Annotated in this window: 28 protein-coding genes and 1 tRNA gene; 10 read left to right on the top strand and 19 right to left on the bottom strand. The window is 61.7% G+C overall.

Translation table 11 applies throughout. The annotated features are described in order from the left end of the window. Positions 1-55: 55 nt before the first annotated feature. A complete protein-coding gene (gene nrdJ / locus SIB46_RS03555; RefSeq protein WP_413297693.1) occupies positions 56-2335 on the top strand; it encodes a ribonucleoside-triphosphate reductase, adenosylcobalamin-dependent in 2280 nt (759 codons plus the stop codon). Here nrdJ and SIB46_RS03550 read toward each other — a convergent pair. Next, positions 2332-2508: a hypothetical protein gene (locus SIB46_RS03550; RefSeq protein WP_011935372.1), complete on the bottom strand. Its 177-nt coding sequence runs from the start codon at positions 2506-2508 to the stop codon at positions 2332-2334. The two genes, nrdJ and SIB46_RS03550, sit on opposite strands and share 4 nt — an antisense overlap. Before the next feature lie 136 nt (positions 2509-2644). Between SIB46_RS03550 and SIB46_RS03545 the strand changes: the two genes are divergently transcribed. After that, positions 2645-2729: transfer RNA gene (locus SIB46_RS03545), tRNA-Ser, on the top strand. A 368-nt stretch (positions 2730-3097) separates the two neighbouring features. On the opposite strand, the gene SIB46_RS03540 is transcribed toward SIB46_RS03545, so the two are convergent. The 4 genes from SIB46_RS03540 to SIB46_RS03525 are packed head-to-tail and all read right to left on the bottom strand — an operon-like array spanning position 3098 to position 6165. Next, the gene (locus tag SIB46_RS03540; protein ID WP_413297175.1) at positions 3098-3877 is read right to left on the bottom strand and encodes a UDP-2,3-diacylglucosamine diphosphatase; all 780 of its coding nucleotides are present in this window, start codon (positions 3875-3877) and stop codon (positions 3098-3100) included. Further along, positions 3874-4065 (bottom strand): hypothetical protein, encoded by a 192-nt coding sequence (locus tag SIB46_RS03535; RefSeq protein WP_011935374.1) that lies wholly within the window; start codon positions 4063-4065, stop codon positions 3874-3876. Before SIB46_RS03535 ends, SIB46_RS03540 begins: the two co-directional genes overlap by 4 nt. 50 nt (positions 4066-4115) lie before the next feature. Continuing rightward, a complete protein-coding gene (locus tag SIB46_RS03530) occupies positions 4116-5402 on the bottom strand; it encodes an ATP-binding protein (RefSeq protein ID WP_413297174.1) in 1287 nt (428 codons plus the stop codon). A gap of 34 nt (positions 5403-5436) precedes the next feature. Further along, positions 5437-6165, bottom strand: coding sequence for a response regulator (locus SIB46_RS03525; RefSeq protein WP_413297173.1), 729 nt, complete (start codon positions 6163-6165; stop codon positions 5437-5439). 187 nt (positions 6166-6352) lie between these two features. Between SIB46_RS03525 and SIB46_RS03520 the strand changes: the two genes are divergently transcribed. Further along, complete coding sequence (locus SIB46_RS03520) at positions 6353-6796, top strand: EF-hand domain-containing protein (RefSeq protein WP_413297172.1); 444 nt, start codon at positions 6353-6355, stop codon at positions 6794-6796. Between the two features lie 2 nt (positions 6797-6798). Beyond that, entirely contained in the window at positions 6799-7248 is a 450-nt protein-coding gene (locus tag SIB46_RS03515) for a nucleoside deaminase (RefSeq protein ID WP_413297171.1), read from the top strand. Positions 7249-7252: 4 nt separating this feature from the next. On the opposite strand, the gene SIB46_RS03510 is transcribed toward SIB46_RS03515, so the two are convergent. From SIB46_RS03510 to SIB46_RS03495, 4 genes are read right to left on the bottom strand one after another with little or no spacing between them, the layout of a single operon-like run. Continuing rightward, positions 7253-7639, bottom strand: coding sequence for a hypothetical protein (locus tag SIB46_RS03510; protein ID WP_413297170.1), 387 nt, complete (start codon positions 7637-7639; stop codon positions 7253-7255). Positions 7640-7688: 49 nt separating this feature from the next. Then, the gene (locus tag SIB46_RS03505) at positions 7689-7976 is read right to left on the bottom strand and encodes a hypothetical protein (protein WP_413297169.1); all 288 of its coding nucleotides are present in this window, start codon (positions 7974-7976) and stop codon (positions 7689-7691) included. Then, positions 7973-8638 carry a DUF4335 domain-containing protein gene (locus SIB46_RS03500; RefSeq protein WP_413297168.1) on the bottom strand — a complete coding sequence of 222 codons (666 nt, stop codon included), beginning with the start codon at positions 8636-8638 and terminating at the stop codon, positions 7973-7975. Before SIB46_RS03500 ends, SIB46_RS03505 begins: the two co-directional genes overlap by 4 nt. Further along, complete coding sequence (locus SIB46_RS03495) at positions 8635-9246, bottom strand: DUF3038 domain-containing protein (RefSeq protein WP_413297167.1); 612 nt, start codon at positions 9244-9246, stop codon at positions 8635-8637. The genes SIB46_RS03500 and SIB46_RS03495 overlap by 4 nt, the downstream gene beginning before the upstream one ends. Before the next feature lie 2 nt (positions 9247-9248). Between SIB46_RS03495 and SIB46_RS03490 the strand changes: the two genes are divergently transcribed. Continuing rightward, positions 9249-9782: an adenine phosphoribosyltransferase gene (locus SIB46_RS03490; protein ID WP_413297166.1), complete on the top strand. Its 534-nt coding sequence runs from the start codon at positions 9249-9251 to the stop codon at positions 9780-9782. Positions 9783-9784: 2 nt separating this feature from the next. Here SIB46_RS03490 and SIB46_RS03485 read toward each other — a convergent pair whose 3' ends face one another. The 4 genes from SIB46_RS03485 to SIB46_RS03470 form a co-directional block, all read right to left on the bottom strand. Beyond that, positions 9785-9997, bottom strand: a complete 213-nt coding sequence (locus SIB46_RS03485; protein ID WP_011935384.1) for a DUF2949 domain-containing protein — start codon at positions 9995-9997, stop codon at positions 9785-9787. Positions 9998-10082: 85 nt separating this feature from the next. Continuing rightward, positions 10083-11246, bottom strand: a complete 1164-nt coding sequence (locus tag SIB46_RS03480) for an FAD-dependent monooxygenase (RefSeq protein WP_413297165.1) — start codon at positions 11244-11246, stop codon at positions 10083-10085. A 65-nt stretch (positions 11247-11311) separates the two neighbouring features. Further along, positions 11312-11557: a high light inducible protein gene (locus SIB46_RS03475; protein ID WP_413297164.1), complete on the bottom strand. Its 246-nt coding sequence runs from the start codon at positions 11555-11557 to the stop codon at positions 11312-11314. 67 nt (positions 11558-11624) lie between these two features. Then, positions 11625-15614 (bottom strand): magnesium chelatase subunit H, encoded by a 3990-nt coding sequence (locus SIB46_RS03470; RefSeq protein WP_413297163.1) that lies wholly within the window; start codon positions 15612-15614, stop codon positions 11625-11627. Positions 15615-15681: 67 nt separating this feature from the next. On the opposite strand from SIB46_RS03470, the gene dapB reads away from it, so the two are divergent. After that, positions 15682-16503, top strand: a complete 822-nt coding sequence (gene dapB / locus SIB46_RS03465) for a 4-hydroxy-tetrahydrodipicolinate reductase (protein ID WP_413297162.1) — start codon at positions 15682-15684, stop codon at positions 16501-16503. A 3-nt stretch (positions 16504-16506) separates the two neighbouring features. Then, complete coding sequence (locus SIB46_RS03460) at positions 16507-17151, top strand: hypothetical protein (RefSeq protein WP_413297161.1); 645 nt, start codon at positions 16507-16509, stop codon at positions 17149-17151. Here the strand turns inward: SIB46_RS03460 and folP are convergent. From folP to SIB46_RS03445, 3 genes are all read right to left on the bottom strand, one after another. After that, positions 17108-17971, bottom strand: a complete 864-nt coding sequence (gene folP / locus SIB46_RS03455; RefSeq protein ID WP_413297160.1) for a dihydropteroate synthase — start codon at positions 17969-17971, stop codon at positions 17108-17110. The two genes, SIB46_RS03460 and folP, sit on opposite strands and share 44 nt — an antisense overlap. Then, complete coding sequence (gene tpiA, locus SIB46_RS03450) at positions 17968-18678, bottom strand: triose-phosphate isomerase (protein WP_413297159.1); 711 nt, start codon at positions 18676-18678, stop codon at positions 17968-17970. The genes folP and tpiA overlap by 4 nt, the downstream gene beginning before the upstream one ends. 79 nt (positions 18679-18757) lie before the next feature. Next, on the bottom strand, positions 18758-18967 hold the full coding sequence (locus SIB46_RS03445) for an RNA-binding S4 domain-containing protein (RefSeq protein ID WP_413297158.1): 210 nt from the start codon (positions 18965-18967) through the stop codon (positions 18758-18760). Positions 18968-18988: 21 nt separating this feature from the next. Between SIB46_RS03445 and SIB46_RS03440 the strand changes: the two genes are divergently transcribed. Genes SIB46_RS03440 through SIB46_RS03430 form a run of 3 tightly spaced genes read left to right on the top strand, consistent with a single transcriptional unit; the run spans position 18989 to position 21319 of the window. Beyond that, on the top strand, positions 18989-20731 hold the full coding sequence (locus SIB46_RS03440) for an ABC transporter ATP-binding protein (RefSeq protein ID WP_413297157.1): 1743 nt from the start codon (positions 18989-18991) through the stop codon (positions 20729-20731). Positions 20732-20741: 10 nt separating this feature from the next. Then, complete coding sequence (locus SIB46_RS03435) at positions 20742-21095, top strand: hypothetical protein (protein WP_413297156.1); 354 nt, start codon at positions 20742-20744, stop codon at positions 21093-21095. Further along, entirely contained in the window at positions 21095-21319 is a 225-nt protein-coding gene (locus tag SIB46_RS03430; RefSeq protein ID WP_413297155.1) for a DUF6447 family protein, read from the top strand. Before SIB46_RS03435 ends, SIB46_RS03430 begins: the two co-directional genes overlap by 1 nt. On the opposite strand, the gene SIB46_RS03425 is transcribed toward SIB46_RS03430, so the two are convergent. Genes SIB46_RS03425 through carB form a run of 3 tightly spaced genes read right to left on the bottom strand, consistent with a single transcriptional unit; the run spans position 21300 to position 26652 of the window. Continuing rightward, positions 21300-22634 carry an alanine/glycine:cation symporter family protein gene (locus tag SIB46_RS03425; RefSeq protein WP_413297154.1) on the bottom strand — a complete coding sequence of 445 codons (1335 nt, stop codon included), beginning with the start codon at positions 22632-22634 and terminating at the stop codon, positions 21300-21302. The genes SIB46_RS03430 and SIB46_RS03425 overlap by 20 nt on opposite strands. 53 nt (positions 22635-22687) lie before the next feature. Then, positions 22688-23353, bottom strand: a complete 666-nt coding sequence (locus SIB46_RS03420) for a DUF3386 domain-containing protein (protein ID WP_413297153.1) — start codon at positions 23351-23353, stop codon at positions 22688-22690. Beyond that, entirely contained in the window at positions 23350-26652 is a 3303-nt protein-coding gene (carB, locus tag SIB46_RS03415; RefSeq protein ID WP_413297152.1) for a carbamoyl-phosphate synthase large subunit, read from the bottom strand. The genes SIB46_RS03420 and carB overlap by 4 nt, the downstream gene beginning before the upstream one ends. Positions 26653-26746 lie beyond the last annotated feature (94 nt).

The raw sequence follows: 26746 nt of genomic DNA, 5'->3' as shown, positions 1-26746 counted from the left end.
TACTAGATCTAGTGTCGTGACTCCAGCTGAACTGCTTGTGCCACCGGAAACCTCAATGTTGCAGGGTGATTTCCCTGCAACAGCACCTGCGGCCAACCCGGTTTTCTATCGCACCTACAGCCGTAAAACCGCCACCGGCCGCGAGAGCTGGAAGCAAGTGGTTGAGCGCAATTTGGCTGGCCTCAAGAGCCTGGGGCAGCTGAATGATGAGGAGATCGATCTGATGCGCCGCATGCAGCTGCGGCAAGCCTCACTGCCTTCGGGGCGTTGGCTGTGGATCGGTGGAACCCCTTGGATTGAGAAGCAAGAGAATTTTTCTGGTGCTTATAACTGCACCTCCACCAACCTGGTGGATTGGGAAGCTTTCGGTCTGATGATGGACCTGGCGATGATGGGCTGCGGCACCGGCGCCATCATCGAGCCCCACCTGGTGGAGCGGCTTCCGGTTGTGCGCAACGAGTTGCGCGTCTTGGGCGTCAGCAACATCGGCGCAACCCCTGCTGCAGAGCGCCAAGAGTCCACCTCCCACAGCATTGAGGGCCACAAAGTTCACATCAAGGTGGGTGACACCCGCCGCGGTTGGGTGGACAGCTATCAGCTGTTGCTGCAGCTCAGTAGCGATGAGCGTTTCAGCGGCCCCGTTGAAATCGACGTCGACCTCTCTGATGTGCGCCCGGTTGGTGAAACCCTCAAGGGTTTTGGTGGCATGGCCAACCCGGTCAAGCTCAAGGATCTCTATGGCCGGGTGGCCCAGATCCTCAACAAGGCTCGCGGCCGTCAGCTCACGTCCGTTGAGTGCTGCCTGCTGATTGATGAGGCCGCTGTAACGATCGTTGCCGGCAACATTCGCCGCAGCGCTGGCATGCGTCAGTTCGCTTCAGCCGACACCGCTGCTGCCGGCGCCAAAGAAAATCTTTGGCAGCAGGACAGCGATGGCAATTGGCGTATTGACCCTGAGCGCGATGCCCTGCGCATGGCCAATCACACCCGCGTCTTCCACACCCGCCCCAGCCTTGAGGTGGTGCAAGAGGCGGTCACCAAGCAGTTCCAATCCGGTGAGGGTGCGATTCAATTCGCTCCCGAAGCGATTGCTCGCTCCAACGCCGATCTGCTCACCACGGCTGAACTGCGCCAGGAGTTCCAAGAGATCTATTGCGAGCAGGGCCGCCAGGAAGCTGGCCGATGGCTGCAGCTCAACCACCCGGAGATCACTGAGGCTGAGCTGGAGCACCGTTTAGGCCGCTATGGCCTCAATCCTTGCGGTGAAATCCTTGGTGCCGACTTCCACTGCAACCTGGCTGAGGTTCATCTCAACCGCTTAGACCCCGATGATCTGGAAGGTCAAAGCGATGCTTTCCGCGCCGCAGGCCTCTCGGTGGCCTGCCTGTTGAATCACCGCTTTGAGGTGGAGCGTTACCGCCAGAGCCGCGCTTGGGATCCCATCGTTGGTGTGAGCTTCACCGGCCTGTTCGACTTCTTCGTGCATGCCTTTGGCACCCCGTGGCTGGAGTGGTGGGCTGCTGGTCGCCCTGAGACCGCTGAGGGATTGGCGTTCAAAGAGCAAGAGGCCGCTTATCTGAGCCGCTGGAAAACCACCGTCAATGAGGCGGTGTGGGATTACTGCGATCGCCATGGGCTGCGTCGCCCCAACCGCTGCACCACGGTTCAGCCGGCTGGCACCAAGAGCCTGCTGACCGGTGCCGCTCCCGGCTGGCATCCCCCCAAAGCTCAGCGGTTCATCCGCCGCATCACGTTCCGCAAGAACGACCCCGTGGCCCTGGCTTGCATGGACTACGGCTACTCGATCGTGCCGTCCCAGTCCGATAAGGATGAGCAGGGTCGCCTTCTCGATGATCCGTTTGATCCCCGTTGCACCGAATGGCTGGTGGAGATTCCCACCGAAGTGAGCTGGGCCAATCTTCCTGGCGCTGATCAGGTGGAGATCAACAACTTCTCCGCAATGGCTCAGTTCGACTTCTACATGCAGGTGCAGCAGCACTACACGGCGCACAACACCTCAGCCACGATCGAATTCCGTGAGAATGAGATTGAGCCTCTGGCTGAGGCCATCCACGCCTCCATTGGCGAAGGCAAGGGGTACATCTCCGCGGCTCTGTTGGCTCGTTTCGATGCCAACGCCACCTTCCCCCGCTTGCCGTTTGAGCCCATCAGCCAGGCTGGTTACGAGGAGCTGCAGGCTGAGGTGATCAAGCGCCGCAGCACCAGCGACTTCTTTGAGGCATTGCAGCGTTACGACCAAGGCGAACTGGTGGAAGCCGGTCCGGCTGGTTGTGACTCCGACAAGTGCCTGTTGCCGCTGGCCAAGCAGGGTTAAGTCCCGCTTTGCTCCATCAAGGTCAGCGTGTCGAGCGCGCTGACCAGCTGCTGCAGGAGTTCATTGCAGCGATTGCATTGATGTTCTGGGCATGCAGAGTCCGGCAGAGTCTGAATCATTTCAGCCAGGTGCCGGGTGCGAATGGCCAGGAAATCGGTGTTGAGAACAGACATGACGCGGCGGGGGCGACCACTTCCACCGTGTCCGCCTGTCTCGTGAGACTTGCTTGAGACTCGACTGCTGTCTCTGGGGTTTCCCCTGCTGCTTGTGGCAAAATCCGATCACCGCACCTCGCGCAGGTGTTGGCTTGGAGGGGTGGTCGAGTGGTTGATGGCTCCGGTCTTGAAAACCGGCGAAGTGAGAGCTTCCGTGGGTTCGAATCCCACCCCCTCCGTTTCATCCACCACCGCAAACCCCTTCTGCATCAAAGGGTTTCGCCCATGGCTGAATCCAGTTCTCCAGGCTGCTGCCCAGCGTTCGAATCGTGCTGAAACCTGCTTTGGCAGGTCAAAAAGGCCGCGCTCTGTTGATGGCTGCTTCGCTTTTGGCGGCCACTGGCCTGGCTTAAAGCGGGTGTCAGTTCGCCCGGAAAATATCCTCTGGCGAGGGGTTGCCTCGGTTGGCTCCCAGGTTTCTTCCGATTCAAGACAATGTCGGAAACAATGACCTTAATCAAGGCGCTTCAGATTTCAACCGTCATGTGCCGCATAAGTACTCAGTTCATGACATCACAAAACAGCTCCCTGGATGTGCCGTTTAGAGCTAGTCGGCTCTGACACTGGAGACGTTGGTGTGCCCTGAGGCTGCCTCTGGGTGCCATTGCTGGCGTCCTCCGCTGCCACTCAGCAGCTCCCAGCTGCCGCATGCGGTCTCCACCACCACGGTGCCAGGGGGATGGGTCCAGCAACCGGTGTTGATCAGCAGCAACCCGTCGCGCTGCTCGAGGACTGCTCCATGGCTATGGCCGCAGATGATGCCATCGACGCCTGCTTGGCGTGCTGCTTCGAGCTGGGCACTGTGAAACCGGCTGATCAGGCGCCGTCCACCCCTGGTGCCCATGGCCAGCGCACTCGGGCTGGGCAGTTTGAGATTCCAGCGCAGATGCTGGCTCTCGAGGCGATGACACAGTCGAATCGCGAGTTCTTCGCCCCGGTTGAAGCTGATCGCTTGGCAGTCGAGCTGATCACCGTGGGTCACCAGCAGCCTCTGGCCATGCAGGCTTGTGTAGGTCAGCTGCTCGCTGATCCAGCTGCAAGCGGCGGATGCTCCAAGCCAATCGCGCAAGGCTTGTTCGTGGTTACCCAGCAGCCACACCAACTCTCCGGCGCGATGGCGCTGCAGTAACCACTGCAGCACCTGCCACTCCGCTTTGGAAAACCGAGGTTGCCGTTGCTGCCAGCTGGTGAGGTCAAGGATGTCGCCCACCAGCACCACCCGCTCGCTGGGTTCTCGTTGCAGCAGCGTCCATAGGGCGCCCGCTCGGGTGCGGCCTGTGCCCAGATGCAGATCACTGAGAAACAGGCAGCGATGCGGCAGGCTCACCGCCAGTGATCGTTCCAGCAGACCTCAGGGCTACGGCCCTGATTGGGGTTGAGCATTTGGCACTGGTAGAGCAACCCTTCATGGCGCAATCGCCGTTCGCTGGGCTCGCGCAGCAGGGCCGGCAACTCAACAGCGGCCGCCTGCGACCAAGGCAAACCAGGAATGGGCCACGGAGGAACTGCGTCCACAGTGCTGATGGAGGCTGTTGAGCTCAGTGTGGATCGCGCTTGGCGCTGCGTCAGCCCATTGCTGGCAGCAGCAGGCAAACGCTGAAGCCCCCCCCGGGCGGGTCGCGAAGCTCAAGCCGCCCGCCATGGACTTCCACTACCCGCGCGGCGATGGCCAGGCCGAGGCCGCAGTGGCCGCTGCCGCCCCTGGAGGCATCGAGACGTTGAAATGGCATCAGGGCTTGATCGCGCAGGGCGGGATCAATGCCTTGGCCTTGGTCCTCAATGGCAATCAGCAGCCAATCCCCTTCCCGCTGCAAACGCACCACAACCGGTGGTTCGCCATAGGAGAGGGCATTGTCGACCAAATTTGCAATGGCGCGCCCCAAGGCCACAGGCTGCACCCGCGCTTGGAACTCCTCGAGTTCCAAGTCCACCGGTTGTTGGTCGTAGCGGGCCAACACCTCCCCGAGCAGGCCATGCAGCGGCAGCAGCACCCGGTCTTCGCTCTGTCCGCCACCGGCAAACAGCAAAAACTGCCCGGTAATGCGCTCCAGGGCATCGAGATCAGCTTCCGCCTGCGGACTATTGCCCTCCACGGCCAGACGCAAGCGCAGTCGCGTGATCGGGCTTTTGAGGTCGTGGGCGATGCCAGCGAGCATCGTGGCCCGTTCTTCTTCACTGCGTTGCAGCCGCGCCAGCATCGCGTTGAAGCGCCGACTCAAGCGCTGCACTTCTCCGGCCCCCTCTTGGGGAACCGGTGCTGGGCGCTCTTCTAGGCCCACCCTCGCCAAAGCCCGCTCCAGCCTGCGCAAGGGCCTCTGCACTTCTAAGAGCAGAAAAAAACCACCGGCAATGATGCTGCCGCTGATTAATGACAACGACGCGAGCAGGGGGTCGGGCGGCCACCACTTGTTCGGTGGCAGCGGCGCAAACAGCCATACCTGCTCGAGGGGATTGAGCAGCTCCACCCACACCCCATGACCGGGGTTCAAGGTGGGGGAGACTTCAGGACAATAGGGCAAGCGGCGGCACAGCTCAAAGCGCAGCTCCCGGGCACGGCCCTCCAATTCGCTATCGCCAGCTGGCGAGGGTTGATCGCCGGTCACCATGGCTAGGCCGCTGAGCTCTGAGACCACCGAGGGCGGGAATTGCTCCAAGGCCACTTCACTGAGCCGAACGTTGCTGGCCAAGTCGCGGCCCATCTGCACCATGCGAGCGCGATCGAGGCGTTGGCCCAGCAGCAGTTGCAGCACCACCAAACTGCCACCCCAGCTGAGCAGCAAAAACAGGCCCAGCCGCAGCAACAATCCAGCGGAGGGCAAGCGATTGGGGCGGGCTGAAATGGAACGCGTCATTCGCCGCAGAACCTAGACGCGTTCAGCAGCTTGGTCAGCTCTTCTGACGCGGTTCGCCATCGGGAACGAACACGTAGCCATAGCCCCAAACAGTTTGCAAGTAGCGGGGACGGCTGGGATCGGGCTCGATCAATTTGCGCACGCGTGAGACCTGCACATCCATGCTGCGGCTATCGGTTTCACTGCTTGGGCCGCGGGCTAATTCGATCAGCCGCTCCCGCGACAGGGGGCGGTGGGGGTTTTGCACAAAGGCGGCCAGCAAGCCAAATTCGCCGCTGGTGATCACCACCGGTTCCCCATCGCATTCGAGGGTGCGCGCCGAAAGGTCGAGGCTGTTGTTGCCAAAGGCGATCACCTCGCCATCGGCAACCGGCGTGCCAGCGGGCACGGCACCGCGCCGCCGCAACACCGCCTCAATGCGAGCGGAGAGCTCCCGCGGCATGAATGGCTTGGCCAGGTAGTCATCAGCGCCCTGCTCGAGGCCAATGATGCGGTCCACGGCTTCGCCGCGTGCCGTGAGCATCACCACCGGCAGATCATCACCGCCGTCGCGCAGCCGCCGCAAAATCGTCAGCCCGTCATCACCGGGCATCATCAAATCGAGCACCACCAAATCAGGGCGCTGAAACTCCAGGCGTGCTGTGAACTGCTTGCCGTCGTTAAGGGTGCGCACCTCATAGCCCTGCTCGCTGAGGTAGGTGCTCAGCAGCTGCCGCAGTTCTGAGTCATCGTCGACCACCCAGATGGTCTGCTGTTTGGCCATGACGCCGCACTTCTGCCGGGACCTGCAGATCGTATGGAGTTCAGCGCTGCCAAGCCATGGCTGGTCTGCAGGTGCTGCGCACTGAATCTTTCCAAGCCTGGTTTCAGTTGGATTCCGTCACAGGTTGGTGTCAAAAAGATCCTGCACAGGAAGAATTGATTGGGAGTTGGCTCCATAAGGTGTGGCTATGCACCGAAAGCTGCTGCCACTGCTGTTGCTGCTCCTGGCGGCCACCTCACCGGCGTTGGCGCAGGATCCGCAAGCGGTGCAGCGCCATCGGCAGCGGATGTTGGAGCTGTTCCATCGCCTTGATCACGACAACGACGGTCGCTTGTATTTGCAAGAGGCTGGCTTGCATCCGGGCATGCGCAACCTGGACCGCGATGGTGATGGCATCTTGTTGCTGAGAGACATCACACCGCCAGGGGCGCCGTTCATTGGCGAGCGTTTGTTGCAGGCCTTTCGCCGCTCCGATCGCAACGGTGATGGCCTGTTAAGCCGGGCTGAATCGAAGGTTCTGCCTGGCTTGAGCCATCGTTTTGAGCATTTTGATCGCAATCGTGATGGCTATGTCTCGGTTCAAGAGTTGATGGCGATGCGTCAGTCGCTGTCCCCGCGCCGCCCCCGCTAACGATGGACCGTGCCCTGCGCCAGCAGTTGATGGACCAAGCCCGGGCTGAGGCGGAATTGGGTTGGGCCGAAGGGGGTATTCCGATTGGGGCGGTGCTGGCCACCGAATCAGGGGAGGTGGTGGCCCGCGGACACAATCAGCGCGTGCAGAACGGTGACCCCACCTCCCATGGCGAAACCCAGTGCATTCGCAACGCCGGGCGCCGCCGTGATTGGCATCAGCTCACCTTGGTGACCACGCTCTCTCCCTGCCCCATGTGTGCGGGTACCGCGGTGCTGTTGGGATTCCGCCGGGTGCTCATCGGTGAGCGCCGCAGTTTTGCAGGCCAGGAATCCTGGTTAGTGGAGGCGGGCATTGAAGTGGACTGCCTCGATGACAGCGGCTGCATGGCCTTAATGGAGCGGATGCTGCAGCACAAGCCCGATCTTTGGGCTGAAGACATCGGCCATTGAGCCGTTAGCGGCTCTGCAGCAGATAGCTGGTGGCGGGTTGGCGCCGCCGAACCACAGAGCGCTGTTGGTTGTTGCGGCGTGCGGGGCGAGCTGGAGCGGCCATGAATGCTTTGACTCCGCGCACGACACCGCCAATCAGCAACACCAAGCTGAGGCTCACCAGGGCCAATAGCAGCAGGGCTCCTGCGAGCTGCAATACACCGGCGCCGAAATGCATTAGCCCCAAGGTGAGGTTCCGCACCGCGGTGCTGAAAAACAGCACGGTGTCGAGATAGCTCGGCAACTGCGCCAAGCCAAACATCAAGGCACCACCGGCACCCAACCAGAGCGCTGAGGTCACCAGAGAGCGCAGGCGGTTGGGTCCCTGCTTGCCGCGGCGTTGGGCTGACACGGGACTCAAAAGCGGTAGAACGCCAACGGTATCGGCCTTCTGGGGCGGGTCAATCCTGCGTGTCGTCGAGGGGGCTGTCCTTGAGCCGACCCGCCTGTTGCATCCAGCGCAGGAACTCTTCGACAACCAAGCTGTTGGGGCAATCCACCAGGCTCATGCTGCCGACGGTGCAATCGCCATGGCCCGAGTGGTGGAGGCTGAGGCGAAAGTCATCACCACTGAGTCCGCAGACCTCTGGGTCACTGCGCACAACCACATCAAGGTTGGCGCCAAGACGGCTCACAAGCCGGCGGCATTCATTCCATTCCAGGGCGCCACTGGACTTCCGCGGAATCATGGTTCGCTCTGTTCGGTGGTGGTGGTGTTTGCTGTGGGCTCTGGCGTGCGCTGGGGTAGCGGCAGCAAGCTGACCAAGGCACCAACGATCACAACACTCGCGCAGGCTGCGGCGGGGGCGATCCATTGCCCCTGCCGGCGCACGCTGGAGCGCCGGTACTGCCCCCGGCGCAACGGCTGTGGGCTTTGCACCTCAAGCCCGAGGGCGCAGCGGCCGTCCACCAACATCTGATCAATGCAGTGGTTGAGATCAGCCAGTTCGGCATGATCGAGCACCAGCTCCAACGGAGGGGTGTCGGGCTGGCTTGAGCGCAACCGCAGCAGGTGCCGCCCATCGTCTTGGGGCTCCAGGCTCACCACCGCCTCGCTGCCGCCGATCTGTTGGCAGGGCTGCGCGCTCACCAGCAGCCGCACGTAGGGCTGAACAGCGCTCACCAGGGCTTGGAGATGCTCGCGTTTGCCTTGAAGACTGGCCTTTTGCCCCAAGTTGAGGTCCCAGCCGGTGAGGATGTTGAGCTGCTGTTGCGGTTGCCCAGCGCTGCCAGCGGCGGTGACATCAGGCAGGCCTGTGAGTTCTAGGCGGCAGCTGGATTGCTCGTAGCGCAGCTTGTACTGGGTGCCGCTGAGTCCTGCTGCGCTCGCCAGGGAGGAGAAGTTAGTCATCGGCTGCCGTCCAGCAGGCTGGCCTCCAACCGTTGCACGCCACCGGGGCCGCAGCAGAGGGCCAGGGTCAGTACCAATTCCTGGCGCAAGGCTTCGCCATCGGCTGGATCCAGCAGTTGACGAATGGCTCCCCTGCGGCCATTCATGCGGCCTTCCACCAAGTCGTTGTAGCGATCGCGAAACAAGCCCCAGCGCTGCGCATTGAGTTCAGCGGGCTCGCTGCTGGAGAGCAGTTGGCGCAGCATTGGGTAGAGGCGGTCGGCGAGGCTGCAGACCAGCTCCACAAGCCCCCGTTGTTCAGCGGCATTGAGCTCACCGCGGCGGCTGGCGCGGCGCAGGGGATTGCGGCAGCGCGATTTCCAGAGGGCAACGCGATTGGGAAAGGCCTCTTGCAGCTGCAATTGCTCACAGCTCCAGACCATGGCTTCGCTGCCATGCAAATCGAGGGCTTCGATGGCCAGCAAGAGCAGGTCGAGCCTCTCCATGCCACGGCGCGGCATCCGGCTGGTCGTGGCTGGCGCTGCTGTTGCGATCAAGGACTGGGGGCAATGGCTGAGATGATGCCAGCTGAGGCCTTGTGCCGTCACCTCTTTGTTAGGAGCCTCCATCGATGGCCGACAGCCTTGAGCAGCAACTACGCGCCCTGGTCAGGGATGTGCCGGATTTCCCGAAGCCAGGAATTTTGTTCCGTGACCTCACACCGGTGATGCGCGATCCCCAGGCCTGGAAGCAGGTAATGGAGGGGATGCAGCAGTCTTTGGCTGGCTTACAGCCCGAGGTGATTGTTGGGATTGAGGCGCGTGGCTTCATTGTTGGCACCAGCCTGGCGATGACGATGGGCCTGGGCTTTGTGCCTGTGCGCAAGCCAGGCAAACTCCCTGGCCCGATTACTGCTGTGGACTATGCCCTCGAGTACGGCAGCGACCGGCTGGAGATACAAGAGGGGGCCTTGAGCGGCTGCCAGCGCGTGTTGGTGGTCGATGACCTGCTGGCCACTGGCGGCACTGCGGCAGCCTGCGCGGAATTGGTGAGCCGCGCTGGCGGAGCCGTGTGTGGTTACGGCTTTGTGGCTGAGCTCACAGCCCTTGGCGGCCGCAGCAAACTGCCCGGCGGCGTGCTGGTGGAGTCACTGATTCATTACTGAGATCAGCTCTGGCCGTCTTGCCAATCGAGCACTTGATCGAGTTGGCCCAGATTGAGCAAACCAAAACGCCAGAGGGTCACCGGCAGAGGGGCCTGCTCTTGGATGGCTTGGCGGACGCCAAGCGCTAGGGCGTCTTCGCTCAAACCGATGTCTCGGCGCAGGTAATCCACCAGGGCCGATGCAGGAACAGGTTGTGGCGTGGTGGTGATCACCATGGCCGTTAGGGGCGGAGTTGTTGCTGAAGGCCTTCCGTACGCACGAGTGTGCCCTCGTTTGGATCAGAAAGCCGTTAAGAGCGCCTTAAGGGGGTTGATTATTTTGCCGCTGCCACCCACTTGTCAAGAGCATTCCTGCTGGTCCATAGGTGGCCAGATTGAGGCTCAAACGGCGTAGTGCAGGAATTCCATCCAGCAGGGCGATGCCGAATCGTCTGATTGGCAGCAGCAGCCGATGGCCATTGGAAAACAGCCGGATCAGGCCATCAGTGGCGATCATCACGGCGATGAGATCCAGCCAGCGCCTGCGGCCATAGCGCTGCACCAGTTGGCGGGCCCCCAGTTCTGGCTGTTGAGCCAATTCCGCCAAGGTGGCCACATCGCGCCAGCAGAGGTTGAGTCCCTGGCCACCCACCGGGTGACAGCGGTGCGCTGTTTCGCCGCAAAGCAAGGTTGTTCCTCGGCCCAGCCTTGGGGCGAGCCGCCATTCCACAGGGAACCAGGCTGGTTGGTCGAGCAAGGCTTCCGCCTGGGCTGCTGGCGGTAGGGCGCCGTTGAGCGCGGCTAGGAAAGCTTCAGGGTGCAGCTCGCAGCGGTCTTGGCAGCGCTGCTGAGGCGCGCTCCACACCACCTGGGCCACTCCGGCGCCAAATGGCAGCACGGCGAGTGGGCCTTCAGGGCGAAACAGCTCCCAGGCCGTGTCATCTGTGCTTGAGCTGTTTGTTGTCAGCTTCACCTGCACCGTCAGGCAGCTTTGGCGATAGCGAAAACCGCGAAAGCCGATGCCCAAGGCATCCCGGCTACTGGAGTTGGCGCCTTCTGCAATCACTTGCAGGTCATCGGGGCTGGGGCTGGGGCTGCTTCCCGTGCCGATGTGCATCTCCACCGCCTTGTGCAGCTGGCAAGCCTGCAGCAGCTGCTGTTGCAAGGGCCGGTGATCAGCAATCCAGCCCACCGCTTCAGGGGCTGAGAAGAGCGTGCTGGCTTTGCTGCCTCGGTCGTGCAGCTCGAGGCGCCGGAAGGGATGGCAGCAGCTGCTCAGATGCTGCCAAAGCTTGAGCTGGATCAGCAGCTTCTGGGTGGAGTGGGTCAGCGCATAGGCCCGCCTGCGCTGCAGCAGCTGCTCGGGGGTCTGGTGATCTAGCAGGTGCACTCTCCAGCCGGCTTGGGCCAAAGCCAGGGCCGCCAAGCTGCCGGTGGGCCCGGCTCCGCGGACCCATGCGGTGCGTTCTGATGCCGCGCGTTGCATAAAAAATCCCGCGATAGAAAGTCTGCCGCGGGATGGACTCAAGTTGTGGACAGGTGATGCGCTAATCAGCCGATGCCCAGCAGGCCGCGGGTGAAGGCCTCACCGCCCATGGCGAATTCAGTGGCCAGCAAAGCGATGAAGCCAAGCATGGCCATCCGGCCATTCAGCTTTTCAGCGCGGTCATGAAATCCCCAGCCGTTTTCAGGCTCAACAACCTGCATACGGGGCTCGGTGGCAAAAGCATTGAGGCGGCCGCCGTCTTCGGTGGTCACCACAGCGCCGCGGATTGGAGCGGAGGAGGAGGAAGTCATGTGATGCCGTGTTCTTTGCTAATCGTAACGCATTATTGCGTTATGTAACGGCACCCTCTGATTTTTCTCAGCTGCTGACGCCTTCGATCTTGTCCTCGATCTCCTGATACAGGTCCTGGAGTTGCTGGATGTTCTCGTCAGAGGTCTCCCAGTAGCCACGACCATTGACCTCCAGAAGCGTTCCAACGATGCGGCGGAAGCTGTGGGGGTTGAGTTCCATCAGCCGCTTGCGCATCTCCGGATCGTTGATGAAGGTGTCGTTTGCGTCCTCGTAGACGAAGTTGTCGACGGCGCCGCTGGTGGCACTCCAGCCCAGGGTGAAGTTGAGGCGCTTGGCTACCTCACGCACACCCTCGTAGCCGGAGTCGAGCATGCCCTCGTACCACTTCGGGTTCAGCAGCTTGGTGCGGGAGTCCAGGCGAATGGTTTCGCTCAAGGTGCGCACTTGGGCATTGGCCGTGGTGGTGTCGGCGATGTAGCTGGAGGGGGCTTTGCCGTCGTCCCGCAGCCCTGCGATCAACTTGGTGGGATCGGAATCGAAGTAGTGGCTCACGTCTGTGAGCGAGATCTCTGCGGAATCCAGGTTTTGGAAGGTGACATCAGCGGTCTTCATGACCGATTCGAACACCTCACGGTTCTGGTTCATTTCGCCGGGGTTATCGGCGTTGAAGGCAAAGGTCTTGCGGTTCAGGTACATCTCCTGCAGCTCGTCCTCTTCTTCCCAGCTGCTGTTCTCCACCGCCAGGTTGACGTTGGAGCTGTAGCTGCCGCTGGCATTGGAGAACACCCGGGTGGCGGCATCGCGCAGGCTGGTGCCCTCTTTGTCGGCTTGCTCTTGGGCGTGGGCGCGAACGAAGTTTTGAGCGAGAGGCTCGTCGGCCTCAGCGGCCATCTTCACGCCCTGGTCGATCAGGGCCATCTGGTTGATGAACAGATCACGGAACACCCCGGAGCAGTTCACCACCACATCGATGCGAGGACGCCCCAGCTCTTCGAGGGGAATGAGCTCCAGCTTGTTGACCCGGCCCAAGGAATCGGGCACAGGACGCACACCGATGAACCAAAGGATCTGGGCGAGGGATTCGCCGTAGGTCTTGATGTTGTCGGTGCCCCAGAGCACGCAGGCGATGGTTTCGGGCCAAGCGCCCTGCTCAGCCTTCTGGCGCTCGATCAAGCGATCCACCACCACCTTGGCGGCCGCAACAGCAGCCCGGGTGGGAATGGCTTGGGGGTCGAGGGCGTGAATGTTTTTGCCGCTGGGCAGAACGCCGGGGTTGCGAATCGGGTCACCGCCAGGACCAGGCAGCACATACTCGCCATCGAGAGCCTTCAACAGGCTTTCCATTTCTTGATCGGCGCACACCTGCTCGAGGCAGAACTGCAGATAGCCAAAGAGCTTGTCGAGTTCCTCTTGATCGATGCTGTTGAACCCGGCTTGGCGTACGGCCCGCAGCCAAGGGCTCGGCAACTTGAGGCCCACCGACTCCATCAGCTTGAGCAGCCAACCGAAGTTCTGCTGCAAGGTGACGCGGCCATCGTTGCCGGTGACAGCACGAACCATGGCGCCCACGGTGAGGCGGCAGGTTTCGGTGATGCGCTGGTTGAGTTCCACATCGGCCAGCACGCCTTCATCGTTGCCGCGGTAGACCTCTTCAATCGAGCGGCCAATGCTCTCGGCCAGCAGGCTGGGCAGCGAGCGCAAGCCATCTTCTTCACGCTCGAGCGCGGCGATGTTCACCAAGGTGGCAATCGCTTCCTCAGCGGTGGGGGGTTTGCCGATGGTGTGCAGGCCGCAGGGCAACAGGCGACTTTCGATCTCCATCAGTTGGCGGTAGACCGCGCCCACCACGGCATCGCGCTGCTCTTCACTCAGCTCTGAGGCGTCCTGCTCAGGCAGGGCAACATCCTTATCGAGGTTGCAAAGACGTGAGGTCTCAACGATGGCGTTGACGATCTGGACGCCACGGCTGCTCTCGCGCAGTTGTTGGTAGGAGCCCACCAACTCGCCGAGTTCCTTGAGGCCCTTGTAGAGACCTGCGTTTTCAGCCGGGGGCGTCAGGTAGCTGATCGTGGAGGCGTAGCCACGCCGCTTGGCGATGGTGGCTTCTGAGGGGTTGTTGGCTGCGTAGTAATAGAGGTTCGGCAGCGCGCCGATCAGGCTGTCGGGATAGCAGGTGTCGCTCATGCCCATCTGCTTGCCGGGCATGAACTCCAAGGAGCCATGGGTGCCGAAGTGCAGCACCGCATCAGCCCCCCAAATCTTCTCGAGATAGGTGTAGTAGGCGGCGAAGCCGTGGTGGGGGCTGGCGCTGCGGGAATAAAGCAGCCGCATCGGGTCGCCCTCGTAGCCAAAGGTGGGCTGCACACCAACAAACACGTTGCCGAAGTGGCGGCCGAAGACCAGCAGGTTTTGGCCGTCGCTGTTCAGTTCGCCAGGGGCTTTGCCCCAGTTCTCTTCCAGGCGTTCGTAATAGGGGGTGAGCCGCTCGTATTCCTCAACGCTCATGCGATGGGCAATGGCTAATTCCGGTGCCCCCTCCATGGCTTCGGCATCGGTGAGCACCAGATCCATCAAGCCTTTGGGCGTTGCTGGCACATCACCCACCTGGTAGCCGCGGGCGCGCATTTCTTCGAGCACCCGGTGGATGGAGCCAAAGACATCGAGGTAGGCGGCGGTGCCGACGTTGCCTTTGTCGGGGGGGAAGCTGAACACCGTGATGGCCAGCTTCTTTTCGTTGCGTGGCTTGGCGCGCAGGTTGGCCCAGCGAATTGAACGTTCAGCAATGGCATCCACCCGGTCTTGCAGGGTGTGGGCCTTACCGGTGGCGTCGTCGCGGCCGCTAAGCACGATCGGTTCAATCGCGCCATCCAGTTCAGGGATCGCGATCTGCAGAGCCACCTGAACCGGGTGCAGGCCCAGGTCGCTGGCTTCCCATTCCTGGGTGGTTTGGAACACCAGGGGCAGCGCCACCATGTAGGGGCGATTCAGCCGCTTCAGGGTTTCGATGGCCTTGGGGTGATCCTGGCGAGCAGGGCCGCCGACCAGGGCAAAACCGGTCAGGGACACCGCGGCATCCACCAGGGCCTGGTCGGGATTCAGCGGATCAAAGAAGTAGCTGTTGACCGGCTTAGAGAAGTCCAGGCCGCCGCAGAACACCGGCATCACGCGGGCGCCGCGGTATTCCAACTCTTGAATCAGCGCCACGTAGTGGGCGTCATCACCGGTGACGATGTGGCTGCGTTGCAGCACCAGGCCGATCATTGGGCCATTGGCAACATCGCTGCGGCCCTCATACCAATTGAGGTACTCCCGCAGGTCTTCAAACATCTCGGGGGCCAGGGGGTGCCAGATGCCCTGATCAGGGAAGACAACGGGTTCAGCGACCGCAAGGTTTGGCCGGTCGTCTTCCCCCTTGGGATAGACGTATTTGTCGGCCAGCATCAACAGGAAGTTGCGCAGGTTGTCCGGCGTGCCCCCCAGCCAGTACTGGAAGCTGAGCATGAAGCTGCGGGCGTCCTGGGCCTTTTCGACCGGCAGGTACTTGAGCACCGTTGGCAGGGTGTTCAGCAGCTTCAACATCGCGTCTTGGAAGCCGGCGCCGCCAGCTTCCTTGCGCTTGCGCATGAAGTTGGCAATGGCGCTCTTGCTCTGGCCGAGCTGGGCCATCGAGAAGCTGCCCAGCTTGTTGAGCCGCATCACCTCGGGCATCGAGGGGAAGACAACGGCTGCTTTGAGGCGATCGCGGTGGGGTGCGACGGCATCCACCACCTTCTGGGCCAAATCTTCAATGAAGATCAGCGAAGCAATGAAGACATCCGCTTCGGCCACATCGGCGCAGAACGCGGCGTAGTTGTCCGGATCCCTGAGCTCTTCGATCAGGTAGCCGGAGAGATCGATGGCCAGCTCACCGTCTTGGGCGTTGAGGCTGGTGGCGGCTTGGGTTAGGGCGTTTTGGTATTGAGGTTCCAGAACCACATACACGGCGCGCATGACGGTCCGTCCGTCGGCGGCCTCAGGCGAGACGCGACGGCTAGAAGAACGGACCTGGGTGAACATGCGCGAAGGCGGGCGATCAGGAAAGATTACGAACAGACTTGCACCAATGCGGCCAAAATCGCGCTTTATGACAGATCAAATCCCAGTCGTGGTGGCCGGAGCTCTAGGGCGGATGGGCGCGGAAGTGATCAAAGCGGTCCAGGCCGCGGAGGACTGTCAGCTGGTAGGGGCGATTGATACATGCCCGGGGCGCGAAGGCGAAGACGTTGGCTTGGCCTTGGGTTTGGGTGAGCTCGAAGTGGCTCTGACCCAGGATTTTGAGGGCGCCCTGTGCTTGGCCAGTCAGCAGCACCCTGGAGCGGTGTTGGTGGATTTCACCCACCCGAAGGTGGTCTATGAGCACACCCGCGCCGCCATTGCCTATGGCGTTACGCCGGTGATCGGCACCACGGGCCTCTCTCCAGAGCAGCTGCAAGAGCTCGCCAGCTTTGCGGCGAAGGCCTCGATGGGCGGAGCTGTGATCCCCAATTTCTCGGTGGGCATGGTGCTGCTGCAGCAGGCTGCCGCCGCTGCCGCCCGCTTCTATGACCATGCCGAGCTGGTGGAATTGCATCACAACCGCAAAGCCGATGCCCCCAGCGGCACCTGCATCAAAACCGCCGAGCTGATGGAGGAGCTGGGCAAACAGTTCAATGCCCAAGAGGTGGAGGAGCACGAAACCCTCGAGGGCAGCCGAGGGGGGCTGCGCCCCAGTGGCCTCAGGCTCCATTCGATTCGCCTGCCTGGTTTGGTGGCTCACCAGGAAGTTCAATTCGGCGGGGCTGGCGAGCGCTACGTGCTGCGCCATGACACCTTTGATCGAGCGGCCTACATGCCCGGCGTGCTGCTGACCGTGCGCAAGGTGCGTCAGCTCGGCGCTCTGGTGTACGGCTTGGAGCGCCTGCTGTAAGCGATGTTGCTTCCGCTCAAACCAGGCGAACTGCAGCGCTTGATTCCTGCTGTGGCCAGTGGCCCTCAGTTCAACAAGTGCTCCGGCACGCCCCAACAGCTCTTGCAGCGCTTGCTGATCTCCAGCGTTGGCGGAGTGATTCCTCTGTTGATCGCCCAGGGAGGCTTTGGCAGCCGCTGGAGCAGCATTTGGCTGGTGGTGGGGCTGGTGATGCTCCTCTACATGCTCTGGGGACCGATCGTGCAGGCCGGCAGCCGCAATGCCCAACTCCGCCGCTACCCCTCAGCAGCCCTGTTTGAAGGCGAGATTGCTGATCTGTTCACCCGTGAACGCTTGGAGGGTCGCCAAGAGACCACCGATCGCCAAGGTCGCCTGGAGATGGTGGAAAACCGGCGGACCTGGTTGTGCCTGGAACTAGAAGATGAGGATGGCTATCTGGGTCAGCTGCGTTTTCCTTTGGAGAAGGGCCACAAAGCCCTGCGCCGGGGCATGACTTTGCGCTGTCTGGTGCTCTCTGAGCGCAAGGATTTTTCGCGGATCGACCGGATCAGTGATGCTTGGGTGCCCCAGGCCCGGCTTTGGGTTGGCGAGTACCCCTATCTGCTCAAGCCAGCGTTTGAGGAGCTCTGCTTGCGGCGTTTGGCTTGAACAGGGCCTCGGCCATGCGGCAGGTCTGAACAATTGGGCCCACATCGTGCACGCGCACCACAGCCACCCCGGCGGCCACCGCCTGGCAAACAGTGGCGGCTGTTCCCCAAAGGCGCGCCCGCGCTCTGGGTTCGTTCAACACCTCGCCGATGAAGCGTTTGCGTGAGGTGCCCACCAGCAGGGGGTAGCCCAGGGCTTGCAAACGGGGCAGTCCCTGCATGAGCTCCAGGTTGTGCTGGGTGGTTTTGGCAAAGCCAATGCCGGGGTCCAGCACAATTTGCTGGCGCTGAACGCCGGCCTGTTGGGCCTGCTCGCAGAGCTGCAGCAGCTCTGCCTCCACCTCAGCAACCACATCGCTGTAGTCGGCCAGGCTGTTCATCGTGCGGGCATCGCCGCGCCGGTGCATCAGCACATAGGGGCAGCCGCGCTCAGCAACCAGCTGCCACATCTTCAGGTCGCCAAGGCCACCGGAGACATCGTTGATCCAGTCGGCCCCAGCGTCGAGGCAGGCCGCGGCCACTGGAGCAAGGAAGGTGTCGATGGAGAACAGCAACTTGGCGGGAAGATCGCCATCAAGGCGGGCTTGCTGCATGCGCTGCAACACCGGCAGCAGTCGCTCGAGCTCGATCTCAGCTCCCACATCGCTGGCACCGGGGCGGGTGCTTTGCGCCCCGAGATCAATCAGATCGGCGCCTTGGGCGGCCATGCGCTTGGCTGCCCGGAATGCTGTTTCAGTGGATTCAAAGCGGCCCCCATCACTAAAGGAATCCGGGGTGATGTTCAGGATTCCCATCACCGCGGTGCGGTGATTTGGCGTCATGCCGCGGCAGCTGCGCTGGCCACCTGATAGTTGGCAATGCGGGCAAAGCTGTCGGGCTCCAGCGAAGCGCCACCCACCAACACGCCATCGATGTCGGATTTAGCCATCAGCTCATCGATGTTGCCGGGCTTCACCGAGCCGCCGTACTGAATGGTGAGGTTGGGATAGCCCACCCAGTTGCGGATCAAGCCGCAGACGCGGTTGGCTTCTTCGGATTCACAGGTTTTGCCGGTGCCGATGGCCCAGATCGGCTCATAGGCCACCACCAGTTTGGAGGGGTCGATGCCTTCGAGACCCTGCTCCACCTGACGGCGGATGACGCGCTCGGTTTCGTTGTTGCTGCGCTGCTCATCGCTTTCTCCCACGCAAAGAATGGGGATCAAGCCAGCCGCTTGGGAGGCGCGTGCCCGGTGATTGATCTGCTCGTCACTCTCGGAGAAGTATTTCCGGGGCTCGCTGTGGCCCACGATCGTGTAGCCCACCCCCAGTTCAAGCAGCATCTCGGCAGAGATTTCGCCGGTGAAGGCTCCTGAAGCTTCCCAGTGCACGTTTTGGCTGGCGATCTGAACATCGCTTCCAGCCAAGGCCTCTTGCAGGGTGGAAATGGCGGTGAAGGGGGGCGCCAGCACGATGCTGCGGTCCTTCGGCGCATTGGCCACTTGGGGCAGGAATGCGCCGGCGTATTGCTTGGCTTGAGCACAGGTCATGTGCATTTTCCAGTTACCGGCGATCACGACCGGCCGGGACTGAGTGCTCACCTGCGCTCCTCATTAAGGGTTGCCTAACTTACGGGGTGGCTGTGCCATCTCCTGTTTCGGTGGGCTCGATTGTGAAGCGGCGGCCTGCGAGCTCCACCAAATCACCGGCTTGCAGCTGCCGCCCGCGGCGGGTTTCCACGCTGCCGTTGACCTGCACTTCGCCTCCTTGGATGCGCAACTTGGCTTCCCCACCGGTGGCAACGAGCCCCTGCCATTTCAAGGCCTGATCTAGGCGCATGGCTCCGCGTAGCCTGCCGCCATGGTTGCACCTTCCTCAGCCGGATTTCGCAGGCTGCTGCCTCTGCTGAAGCCCTACAAGAGGGAGCTGCTGGCGGGCGGCATTTGCATGCTGCTGTTCGTGGCGTCATGGCCCTTGTTGGCCGCCCAGGTAGGTCAGTTGATTCCCGCGATCGGGGATGGGGATTTCTCCCGGGTGTTGCGGGTCATCAGCATCTCCCTCTCCCTGTTTTTGCTGCAGAAGCTGGCTCAATTCGGTCAGGACACCCTGCTGGCTGATCCCGCCCTGCATGTGACCCAGGCCCTGCGCCGCCAGAGCTTTGCCCGGCTGCAGCGTTTGGAATTTGGAGCGCTGGAAACGCTTTCAGCTGGTGATCTCACCTATCGGTTGACGGAAGACGCCGATCGAATCGGCGAGGTGATTTACAAGAACATCCAGGAGACCGTTCCCAGCATCCTTCAGCTGGTGGTCATGTTCGGTTACATGATTTCGCTGGATTGGCAGCTGTCGGTGGCCACGCTGCTGCTGGCCCCTTTAGTGGCTGTGCTGGTGAGCAGCTTTGCTGGCCGGGTTCTCACCGCAGCTGAGCGCAGTCAAAAGCAGGTCAGTGAGCTTGCTGGGTTATTGGGCGAGGCCATCTCCGGCTTGCCGCTGGTGCGCGCGTTTGCCGCTGAGCCTTGGTTGCAGCAACGCTTTGAAGAGGAGATCGAGCAGCACCGCCGTGCCCGCTACCGCACCATGCGCTTGCTGGCGCTGCAGCACCCGGTGGTGGGCTTCATCGAAGCCGCTGGAATCTTGGCCATCCTGCTGATCGGTGCCCTGCGGATCAGTGCTGGTGGCCTCAGTGGTGCCGGCTTCAGCAGCTTCATCGCGGCGCTGTTGATCCTGATCGATCCCATCTCCCGGCTGATCAATAACTTCAATGAGTTCCAGCAGGGCCAGGCCTCGCTCGGCCGTTTGCGCGAGATCGAGCGCGAGCCGATGGAAGATCCTGATCGCCCCAATGCCCGGCCCATGCCGGCGCTCCAGGGGGCCTTGGATCTGCGCAATGTGAGCTTTGCCTATGAGCCTGGCAAGCCGGTGTTGCAGCAACTGAATTTGCGTGTTGAGCCCGGTCAGGTGGTGGCGTTGGTGGGTCCCTCCGGCGCAGGGAAGACCACGCTGTTCTCTCTCTTGCTCCGCTTCAACCAGGCCCAACAGGGGGAACTGCTGCTGGATGGTGTAGATCTGCGCGATTTGCGCGCCGCTGAATTGCGCCGCTCGATTGCCCTGGTGCCGCAGCAGAGCGCGCTCTTCTCCGGCACGGTGGCCGAAGCGATTCGTTTTGGACGCAACGCCAGCGACGCGGAGGTGCGCCGGGCGGCTGAATTGGCCAATGCAGCTGGCTTCATTGAGTCGTTGCCCCAGGGGTATGACTCCCGGGTGGAAGAGCGCGGCAGCAACTTCTCAGGCGGCCAGTTGCAGCGCCTTGCCATTGCCCGTGCTGTGCTCGGTAATCCGGCGGTGATGCTGCTCGATGAAGCCACCAGCGCGCTGGATGCTGAAGCCGAAGCCTCCGTGCAGCAGGGGCTAGAGCAGGCAATGGCCGGCCGCACCGTCTTTGTGATTGCCCACCGGCTGTCCACAGTCCAAGAAGCCGATCGCATCTTGTTCCTTGAGCGCGGCCGTATCGTTGAACAAGGCAGCCATGATGAGCTGATGCGATCCGGTGGTCGCTACAGCGCCCTGTGCAGCAGGCAAATCATTCGTCCCGCATTGATCTGAGGAAGGCGTGATGCAGCAGTGGGAGTACCGCGTCGTTCATATCAACATCAATAACGACACGCCGCCCCAACCCCCATCGCCTCAATCAGCCAGCCAAAAGCTGGGTGGATCGTTGAGCCCGGAATTCATCGCCAAGGAATTTCCCAAGGTGTATTCCAAGCAAGCTCAAAAGCCACCGCCGAAGCAAAAGCACCCAGCCGAGCAGTTGCAGCACTTCCTCAATCAGCTGGGTGCTGAACGGTGGGAGTTGGTGGAGACAACCCAGGTTGGTCCATTGCTGATGTTCTTTTTCAAGCGTCCTAAGCAGCAAGCAGCAAACCCCAAACCTGACGTAAAAGGAGAGTCCAAACCAAAGGCCTCGTAATGCAGACCCCCCAGGATCAAAACCCGATTCTCACTTTTGAGGGTAAGCGCTACGACATCAATGCTCTCTCCGATGAGGTCAAAGAGCTGGTTCGCGGGATGCAGGTGGCTGAAGCCCAACTGCGCATGTACGAAGACACTTTGAAGGTGCTGGCCATTGGACGTCAGTCGATGGCCTTCCAGCTCAATGAGCGCCTCAAGGACGTCACTCCCCTGCCTGGTTAAAGCGGTAGTCGCGGGTCAGGCGGAACACGGTTCCAGAGAGCAGCAGCAGGGCGATCAGGTTGGGCAGGGCCATCAGGCCATTGAGGGTGTCAGCGACACCCCAGACCACACCGCGATCGCCCGCCACTGAGCCAATCACCACCACAGCCACCCAAACCAAACGGAAGGGAAGAATTGCCTTTTCGCCAAACAGGAATTCGGTGCAGCGCTCGCCGTAGAAGCTCCAGCCCAGAACCGTGGTGAAGGCAAAGATCACCAGGCCAGCGGTGACAACCCAGCCGCTGCCCATCAAGCCGGTGTTGAAGGCGGTGATCGAGAGCACTGAGCCCGCTTCGCCATTGGCGTAGACCCCAGTGGTGATGATCACCAGGGCCGTCATCGTGCAGATGATCAAGGTGTCGATGAAGGTGCCGAGCATGGCCACCGTGCCCTGCCGCACGGGGTCGTTGGTTTTGGCGGCGGCGTGAGCGATCGGTGCACTGCCCAGGCCCGCCTCATTGGAGAAGATGCCGCGCTTGAAGCCCATCAGCACCACCTGGCCGAAGGCGCCACCGGCAGCCGCTTGCCCGGAAAAGGCATTGCCAATGATCGTGCCGAAGGCTTCTGGAACCGATTCGATATTGATCAGCAGCACAACAACACAGGCCAGCAGATAAAGAACCGACATCAGCGGAACGATGGCTGATGCGGCCTGGGCAATGCGCTTGATGCCGCCAATGATCACGGCAAAAACCACAGCTCCCAGGACGATGCCTGTGACCAATCGGGGAACCCCCAACATCGCTAGGGCGCTGGAGACTTCAAAGCACTGCACACCATTGCCGATGCCAAAGCCGGCCAACATGCCGAAGAGGGCAAACAGCACGGCCAACCACTGCCAGTTGGGGCCGAGGCCGTTGCGGATGTAATACATCGGGCCACCGACGTGGTTGCCGAGTGCGTCGACTTCCCGGTAGCGAACGGCGAGCACGGCTTCGGCGTATTTGGTGGCGATGCCGAACACGGCAATCACCCACATCCAGAACACAGCCCCCGGCCCGCCAATGGCGATGGCGCCAGCGACGCCTGCAATGTTGCCGGTGCCGATGGTGGCCGACAGTGATGTCATCAACGCCTGGAAGGGGGTGATGTCGCCATTGTTTTCACCAGCTTCGGGCTGCCACAGCATGCGAACGCCATAGGGCAGCCGTTGCAGTGGCATGAAGCGCAGCCCCAGCATCAACACAATGCCGGTGAAGGCAATCAGGAGGACCATTGGCCACCCCCAAACGATCCCGTTGATCGGATCGTTAATGCTGCTGATGAATTGCTCCATCCCATCCCTCGGCTGACCGAGGGATGGTGCCACAGGTCTGAGCCAGTTTCAGCTCAGTTGGCCTTCAGATCGAGAAATTGAAAGCTCTGCTCCCCAGCAGAGCTATCGCCGAAGGCTTCGGTGCGAATCACGCGCTCGCTGAGCACCCAGGTGCCGCCTTCACCCAATGGCACGAAGGTGTCGGTGAAGTGGTTCACACCACCTTTGGCTTCGCCGCTGGCTGGGTCGGCGTATTGGCTGCTGTAGCGCTTGCTGAGGTAGCCGCTGCCGGTGTCGGTGACTTCCTCGGTGTGAATGGTGACCACCGTGCCGTGGATGTGGCGGTGCACCATCGTCACTACATCGTCTTTGATGCGGTACTTGTCGCCTTCCCCCTTGCCGCCAACAAGAACCTCAAGGCCTTCATCGGTGCTGTCGCCCGCGCTGAACTGGTTGTCCTTGTGGGTCACCTCAAAGGGGCGGCGTACCCGGTGGATGCACACCTCCCAAAGTTGAGAAGCCACAGCTTTGTGCACCTCCTCATTGCTGATGCCTTCAATTTCAGCCTTGAGGTCGCTGCCAACCTTGAAGTGGCCCTCAACCTGCTGATCGCCTTGGCTCCAGAGGCAGCGGCCGCTGTAACCAGCGAAGCCAGGATCCCAGGTGTAGCGGTTGTTGTAGGCCTCTGCGAAGAGGGAACGAATGTCGGTACCTGGGGCGACGGGAGTGCTCACGCTCATGGCTGTTGGTGCAGATCCTGCAGGGCGTTGATGGGTAGATCATTCTGCCGCTGCAGGCAGCCCACTGCTTCCACAGCCGCTCTGGCCGCAGCGAGGGTGGTGACGGTGGGCACGCGGTAATCCAGGGCGGCCCGGCGCAGGTAGCGATCGTCGTGGGCGGCTTGCCGGCCGATCGGGGTGTTGATGATCAGCTGCACCTGATCGGAGCGGATCGCATCTTCGATGTTGGGTCTGCCCTCGTGGACTTTGAGCACCGGTTTGACCTGCAGGCCGCTGGAGCAGAGGTGCTTAGCGGTTCCTTCGGTGGCAACCAGTTCAAACCCCTGCTCCTGCAATTTGCTGGCCACCTCCACCAGAGCCCCTTTGTCGCGGTCGTGGGTGGAGAGAAACACGGTGCCCTTGGTGGGAAGCACCTCGCCGGCGGCCAGCTCGGCTTTGGCGTAGGCCATCCCGAAGTTGCTTGCGGTGCCCATGACTTCGCCAGTCGAGCGCATCTCTGGGCCCAAGACGGTGTCGGAGCCGGGGAAGCGGCGGAAGGGCAAGACGGCTTCCTTGATCGCCTGCAGCGGAGGTTTGGGCTCCTCCTTCAACCCCAGTTGCTCGAGGCTGCGGCCGGCCATCAGGCGACTCGCCAACTTGGCGAGAGGCACGCCTGTTGCCTTGGCCACAAAGGGCACCGTGCGCGAGGCACGGGGGTTGGCCTCAATGATGTACACCTCGTCTTGGCAGACCGCAAATTGCAGGTTGATCAAGCCCTGCACCTGCAATGAACGCGCTAGATCGGCGCTCCATTGGCGAATCGTGGCCAGGGCGTCCGGCTTGAGGCTGACCGAGGGCAAGCAGCAGGCTGAATCACCGGAGTGGATTCCTGCCGGCTCGATGTGTTCCATCAGCCCACCGATCACCACCTGCCCGCTGGCATCGCAGAGGGCATCCACATCCACCTCTGTGGCGTTTTCCAGGTATTGATCGATCAGCACTGGTTGATCGGGGTCCACCTGCACCGCTTCGCGCATGTAGCGATCGAGTTCATCGGCGCCGAACACCACCTCCATGGCACGGCCCCCCAGCACGTAGCTGGGCCTCACCACTACTGGGTAGCCGATGCGCTCCGCGATGGCTCGGGCCTCATCTTCACTGCGGGCAATGCCATTGGCCGGTTGGCGAATCTGCAGCTTGCGCAGCACCCCTTCAAATTGTTCGCGGTCTTCTGCCAGGTCGATGGATTGGGGTGAGGTGCCCCAAATGCGGCAACCGGTGGCTTGGCCTTGGGGTGATTCCAGCCAGCGCAGTAGCGGCAGGGCCAGCTTGAGTGGGGTTTGGCCACCGAATTGAACGATCACCCCATCGGGGCGCTCGGCTTCGATGACGTTGAGCACGTCTTCAAGGGTGAGCGGTTCGAAATAGAGGCGATCGCTGGTGTCGTAATCGGTGGACACCGTCTCCGGGTTGCTGTTCACCATCACCGTGGCCAGCCCTTCGTCTTGAAGGGCAAAGGAGGCGTGGCAGCAGCAGTAGTCGAACTCGATGCCTTGGCCGATCCGGTTCGGACCACCGCCGAGGATCATCACCTTGCGCCGCGACTCTGGCGCCACCTCACTCTGTGGGGCCATGACCTCGAGCTCGCCTGCGGCATTGAGCCGTTCGACCGGGCGCTCGTAGCTGGAGTAGTGGTACGGCGTGGTGGAAGCGAATTCAGCGGCGCAGGTGTCGACTGTTTTGAACACCGCATTGATGCCCAGCCCTTGGCGATGGGCCCGAACAGCTAATTCGTCGCTGCTTGTGCTCCAGGCGATTTGCCGGTCGCTGTAGCCCAGCTGCTTGAGCTCGAGCAGGGTTTCGGCACCGAGCTCATGGAGGGATCGCCCTTGCAGCAAGGCTTGTTCCCGCTGCAGCAGCACCGCCAATTTGGCCAGGAACCAGGGGTCGATCGCGCTGAGGCCATGCACCTGCTCAATGCTTCGGCCCCGCAGTAGGGCTGTGCGAACTGAAAAAATTCGCTCGGGAGTTGGGGTGCGCAAGAGGGCATCGAGATCCCCTTCGCTGGGATTGGCTTCGGCGCGGTCAGCGCCCCAGCCGGCATGGCCTGTTTCCAGCGACCGCAGGGCTTTCTGGAATGACTCCTCAAAGCAGCGGCCGATCGCCATCGCTTCACCCACCGATTTCATTGAGGTGGTGAGAACTGATGAGCTGCCGCTGAACTTTTCAAAGGCAAAGCGGGGCACCTTGGTGACCACGTAGTCGATGGTGGGCTCGAAGCAGGCCGGCGTCTTGCCAGTGATGTCGTTGATGATTTCGTCGAGCCGGTAGCCCACGGCAAGGCGAGCAGCGATTTTGGCGATCGGGAAGCCAGTGGCTTTGCTAGCGAGAGCCGAGCTGCGGCTGACGCGGGGGTTCATCTCGATGACCACCACATCGCCGTTGGCCGGGTTGATAGCGAATTGGATGTTGCTGCCGCCGGTGTCCACACCGATCTCGCGAATAATCGCCAGGGATTGATCGCGCAGGCGTTGGTATTCGCGATCGGTGAGGGTCTGCGCTGGCGCCACCGTGATCGAATCACCGGTGTGAACCCCCATGGGATCGAGGTTTTCGATGCTGCAGATGATCACCACGTTGTCGGCGGTGTCACGCATCACCTCCAGCTCAAATTCCTTCCAGCCCAGCAGCGACTTCTCAATCAAGATCTGATCAACCGGACTGGCTTCTAAGCCGCTGTTGCAGAGGGCCCGAAATTCCTCGGGGTTGTAAGCGATGCCGCCACCAGAGCCACCCAGGGTGAAGGCGGGGCGAATGATGCGCGGGTAGCTGCCGATTTGATTGCCAACGGCTTCGGCTTCCTCCATGGAGGTGGCGATCCCCGATGGGCACACCGCCACGCCGATGCGTTCCATCGCCTGTTTGAACAGGTCGCGGTCTTCAGCTTTTTCAATGGCGGCCAGGTTGGCGCCAATCAGCTCCACGCCATGGCGCTCGAGGGTGCCGTCCTTGGCCAAGCTCACGGCCAGGTTCAGCGCGGTTTGGCCGCCCATGGTGGGCAGCAGGGCATCGGGCTTCTCCAGCTCAATGACGCGCCGCACCACATCGGGGGTGAGGGGCTCGATGTAGGTCCGATCCGCCATCTCTGGATCGGTCATGATCGAGGCGGGGTTGGAGTTCACCAACACCACCTCAAAGCCATCAGCCCGCAAGGCTTTGCAGGCTTGCGTGCCGGAATAGTCAAATTCGCAGGCCTGGCCGATCACAATCGGCCCAGATCCCAGCAGCAAAATGCGGCGAAGGTCCGTGCGACAGGGCATGGGCCAGCGTTGACTCAAAACAGTCTCAGCTTCTCATCCCCCCGTCGCGCTTGGGCTAGCGGTCGCTACGCTGAAGGTTGACCTTGACCTTTGA

The sequence above is a fragment of the Synechococcus sp. MIT S9452 genome, assembly GCF_047304245.1.
In the GTDB taxonomy this organism is placed as follows: domain Bacteria; phylum Cyanobacteriota; class Cyanobacteriia; order PCC-6307; family Cyanobiaceae; genus RCC307.
Note: the sequence above shows the minus strand (reverse complement) of the source record. Positions and strands in the feature narration are given on the sequence as shown.

Coding starts and splice junctions, on each gene's coding strand:
- SIB46_RS03550 (WP_011935372.1), bottom strand. CDS start 2,508: ATGTCTGTTCTCAACACCGATTTCCTGGCCATTCGCACCCGGCACCTG.
- carB (WP_413297152.1), bottom strand. CDS start 26,652: ATGCCCTGTCGCACGGACCTTCGCCGCATTTTGCTGCTGGGATCTGGG.
- SIB46_RS03525 (WP_413297173.1), bottom strand. CDS start 6,165: ATGGCCAAACAGCAGACCATCTGGGTGGTCGACGATGACTCAGAACTG.
- SIB46_RS03505 (WP_413297169.1), bottom strand. CDS start 7,976: ATGATTCCGCGGAAGTCCAGTGGCGCCCTGGAATGGAATGAATGCCGC.
- tpiA (WP_413297159.1), bottom strand. CDS start 18,678: ATGACCTGTGCTCAAGCCAAGCAATACGCCGGCGCATTCCTGCCCCAA.
- SIB46_RS03440 (WP_413297157.1), top strand. CDS start 18,989: ATGGTTGCACCTTCCTCAGCCGGATTTCGCAGGCTGCTGCCTCTGCTG.
- SIB46_RS03520 (WP_413297172.1), top strand. CDS start 6,353: ATGCACCGAAAGCTGCTGCCACTGCTGTTGCTGCTCCTGGCGGCCACC.
- SIB46_RS03445 (WP_413297158.1), bottom strand. CDS start 18,967: ATGCGCCTAGATCAGGCCTTGAAATGGCAGGGGCTCGTTGCCACCGGT.
- SIB46_RS03495 (WP_413297167.1), bottom strand. CDS start 9,246: ATGGAGGCTCCTAACAAAGAGGTGACGGCACAAGGCCTCAGCTGGCAT.
- SIB46_RS03500 (WP_413297168.1), bottom strand. CDS start 8,638: ATGACTAACTTCTCCTCCCTGGCGAGCGCAGCAGGACTCAGCGGCACC.
- nrdJ (WP_413297693.1), top strand. CDS start 56: ATGTTGCAGGGTGATTTCCCTGCAACAGCACCTGCGGCCAACCCGGTT.
- SIB46_RS03515 (WP_413297171.1), top strand. CDS start 6,799: ATGGACCGTGCCCTGCGCCAGCAGTTGATGGACCAAGCCCGGGCTGAG.
- SIB46_RS03420 (WP_413297153.1), bottom strand. CDS start 23,353: ATGAGCGTGAGCACTCCCGTCGCCCCAGGTACCGACATTCGTTCCCTC.
- SIB46_RS03530 (WP_413297174.1), bottom strand. CDS start 5,402: ATGACGCGTTCCATTTCAGCCCGCCCCAATCGCTTGCCCTCCGCTGGA.
- SIB46_RS03460 (WP_413297161.1), top strand. CDS start 16,507: ATGTTGCTTCCGCTCAAACCAGGCGAACTGCAGCGCTTGATTCCTGCT.
- SIB46_RS03470 (WP_413297163.1), bottom strand. CDS start 15,614: ATGTTCACCCAGGTCCGTTCTTCTAGCCGTCGCGTCTCGCCTGAGGCC.
- SIB46_RS03430 (WP_413297155.1), top strand. CDS start 21,095: ATGCAGACCCCCCAGGATCAAAACCCGATTCTCACTTTTGAGGGTAAG.
- folP (WP_413297160.1), bottom strand. CDS start 17,971: ATGACGCCAAATCACCGCACCGCGGTGATGGGAATCCTGAACATCACC.
- SIB46_RS03480 (WP_413297165.1), bottom strand. CDS start 11,246: ATGCAACGCGCGGCATCAGAACGCACCGCATGGGTCCGCGGAGCCGGG.
- SIB46_RS03485 (WP_011935384.1), bottom strand. CDS start 9,997: ATGGTGATCACCACCACGCCACAACCTGTTCCTGCATCGGCCCTGGTG.
- SIB46_RS03475 (WP_413297164.1), bottom strand. CDS start 11,557: ATGACTTCCTCCTCCTCCGCTCCAATCCGCGGCGCTGTGGTGACCACC.
- SIB46_RS03425 (WP_413297154.1), bottom strand. CDS start 22,634: ATGGAGCAATTCATCAGCAGCATTAACGATCCGATCAACGGGATCGTT.
- dapB (WP_413297162.1), top strand. CDS start 15,682: ATGACAGATCAAATCCCAGTCGTGGTGGCCGGAGCTCTAGGGCGGATG.
- SIB46_RS03490 (WP_413297166.1), top strand. CDS start 9,249: ATGGCCGACAGCCTTGAGCAGCAACTACGCGCCCTGGTCAGGGATGTG.
- SIB46_RS03435 (WP_413297156.1), top strand. CDS start 20,742: ATGCAGCAGTGGGAGTACCGCGTCGTTCATATCAACATCAATAACGAC.